This window comes from Cedecea colo, assembly GCF_011808225.1.
Classification (GTDB): Bacteria; Pseudomonadota; Gammaproteobacteria; order Enterobacterales; family Enterobacteriaceae; genus Dryocola; species Dryocola colo.
In genome coordinates this window covers 1-3,062 of sequence record NZ_SOYS01000020.1, presented here as the reverse complement: position 1 = coordinate 3,062, position 3,062 = coordinate 1, and the positions used below count along the sequence as shown (strand labels likewise).

At 37.5% G+C, this 3,062-nt stretch carries 2 protein-coding genes; both read left to right on the top strand.

The annotated features are described in order from the left end of the window. Positions 1–622, top strand: a 622-nt coding sequence (locus E2L00_RS21235) for a site-specific integrase (protein ID WP_201279527.1), incomplete at its 5' end; no start/stop codon positions are given. 1,599 nt (positions 623–2,221) lie between these two features. Next, positions 2,222–3,062 (top strand): hypothetical protein (locus E2L00_RS21230; RefSeq protein ID WP_167615032.1); only part of this gene is annotated, 841 nt, incomplete at its 3' end.

Below are 3,062 nucleotides of genomic sequence, written 5' to 3'. Positions count from 1 at the left end.
AAAGAACTTATATGATAAGCATTCTTTAGCATTTTCCATTATTTCAACATTTGGAATACGTCCGGCAGAAATGCAGAAGGGGGTAAAGTTAACATTTAAAGACGGTATGATTTACGCTCTGGTGAAAGGTGCTAAAGTATCAGATGATAAAGGGCATAAACATAGAGCAATAGGTTCTTCTGTTCGTGATGGTAATAAATGCGATCAGGTTATTGTTGAGGCTATTTATAATAATGGTGGTGAAGTTGTAGTTACTCAAACTAAAAGCGATTATGACAGTTTACGCAAGTATTTTAATAACCACTATAACGGAACATCTCTTTATACTTATCGTCATCAGGTAGCCAGTGATTTAAAAAAAGCGGGTATTTCAAAGCGTCAGATAGCTGAGGTTATGGGACATAGAACTACTGAATCACAAGTGCATTATGGATACGCTAGAAGCTCTAAAGGCGCTCGTTCTATGGTAGCTAAGGCATCTAATGACGTAATCAGTAGCCCGGACATCAAAGACTATTTGAAACCTGCACCGGCTCCTGCACCGGCAGTTGGAAGTAAGATCGGTCATATGAAGCAAAATTTGCAGGGGCAGGGAAGTTATCCAAAGCTAAAGCCCCGCTAAGTCATACTGGCGGCGGGTAAGACGTCAAAAACTTGTTTTTTGATGGATTGGCCGTCTGTGATTTAGTGTTCAATATTTTTGATAGACTATTGACGTCTAACGTATTTCAGTTATAACAGTGACAGATACAACAAAGCCAACCCGAAGGCTGGCTTTGAGGGACTAGAAGAAGGTGGAACTTCTTTAAGTCTTGTAATCAAGTGAGTTCAGCACATGATTACGTGATGTAAGAATAAATCTACCTTACATTATCGTAAAAGTCAAACCTACCTGCATTACATCTCTTAAAGAATCTCTAGCCTTTTCAAATCCTTAAGCACATATACCATTCATAACCCATGTATCGGGATCAGAGTGTGGAGCCGTTCTATGCGAGTCATAGACATGTGATTGTTCGCTCTGGTGTATGTGTTGACTTAAACGGGGAGTGTTGCAAAAAGTCGAACCGGAAACGAATTCCTAAAGCGTTTTGATGAGCGATCAGGTTAGCTATGAGAAAGCCCAGCCATAAATGGGGTTAGATTGCCGTAAGTTGATGCTATGGAGTGACTGAGGGGGTGCAACAGGGTGTCGCTGTTGAGAAATCAGCAGTAGCTCTAAGTCTCAGCTCTTTGGGTGAAGCCAGAAGCTTTTCTCGAAGGATCGTCTGCCTGAAATCATAATGATTTTGGGAGGCGAAACTTTGGGTGAAGCACCCCTTTTTAGGGGCGGCGGCCAAAGCAGTATAGCTCTTCCAAGTTAAGCTATATCTTGTAGTAAAACTATATAGAGAGTAGACTTTTTAAAGTTACAAGTTTATGAAAAATCTAGAGTTTGATAGTCATTTCGCTATAAATGACGCTGTTTTTTACGAAGAACATGCGAAGGTCAGATCAATTTAAAACTGGTCTGTAACTATCAAACTGTATTGGATTTTTTTATATGGAAAACAAAGCAAAAGAAGTGATCACATGTGGGTTCTGCGATACCGAGCTTACTAAGGGAGTGCATGTTTGTAGAACGTGTCTCGCAACTGTGAAATATGGAGTTCCACCAGTGGGATTGCTTCTATTGATTTGGTTGATAGGAATGGTGGTAGGAGTGTTGATTGCAATGTCTACACATTCAGCACCATCATTCTTTTTGGGATTTGTTTTCATGGGAATAGGTTTCATAGTGCTAAAAGCAATCTATGCAGATCGTATAAGTTTCCATAGAAGATAAAAACCAAAAAATAATTTAAGGCCGATAACCTCGGCCTTTTTTTTTGAAAAAAATCCATCACTCGCTACGCGCTAGAAAATAAAAATATAAAAAAGATAACGATATTACAATCAAAAAAATATTTTTGCACTTGCACATGGACAGCTATAAAATAATTGATTATTAATTGTATAAGCATTATTGCGAACGATGATTTTAACATTATTGAGAACAGTCCTTTTGTTCGCAATAATGTAGGTGTGTCTTTTGTTTTTTCGCCAAGAAAAAATAAAAGTGGCGGGGAGCCAAGCACCTTTTTTTGTTCTGACTTTTGCGATTAGGAGCTTGCGACTTTTCGCATTAGGAAGAATAAAAATACAGACAACACAAAAGTAAAAATAAAAAAAGGATACTTACATGGAGCTAACTCAAAAGCAAAAACAAATAGCTGAAACTAGGTTGATGATAGCACATCAGCAATCTATTGATAGTGGTACGTTTATAGATATTCAAATAGATAAGATGATCAAAGGTATTATTAGTCAAGTAAAAACCAACGCTAACGATGCATCAAAAGAGCAATACAGGAAGCTATACAGATCAACGATAGAGCGTTACCCAGATGCATCCTTTCATGAGCTTCTAATGCAGTGTGGAACGTCCGCCAGCTTTGATAAAACACGAACAGCGTTCAGGTTTTGTCTTGCTGAAGAGATCCAGATTTTGAGGCGTAAAGCTGAGAAATCTATGCGTTCAAAAGATTATGACACAGGTAAAAAACTAACCAACGATGCATTTAAACTCGCTATAAAGTTTGAAGATGAGTTTTTATCTGATGGTCGTATTTTATTTAACGATGTAAAAAGGCAAGAGGGTTTTAAAAAAGTTTCTTTCAGTAAGAGAAAAGGGCTTAAAAATGCACCTTCTCCTGATTCTGTTTTAAATGGTTTGGAATTAAAAAAGAACTTATATGATAAGCATTCTTTAGCATTTTCCATTATTTCAACATTTGGAATACGTCCGGCAGAAATGCAGAAGGGGGTAAAGTTAACATTTAAAGACGGTATGATTTACGCTCTGGTGAAAGGTGCTAAAGTATCAGATGATAAAGGGCATAAACATAGAGCAATAGGTTCTTCTGTTCGTGATGGTAATAAATGCGATCAGGTTATTGTTGAGGCTATTTATAATAATGGTGGTGAAGTTGTAGTTACTCAAACTAAAAGCGATTATGACAGTTTACGCAAGTATTTTAATA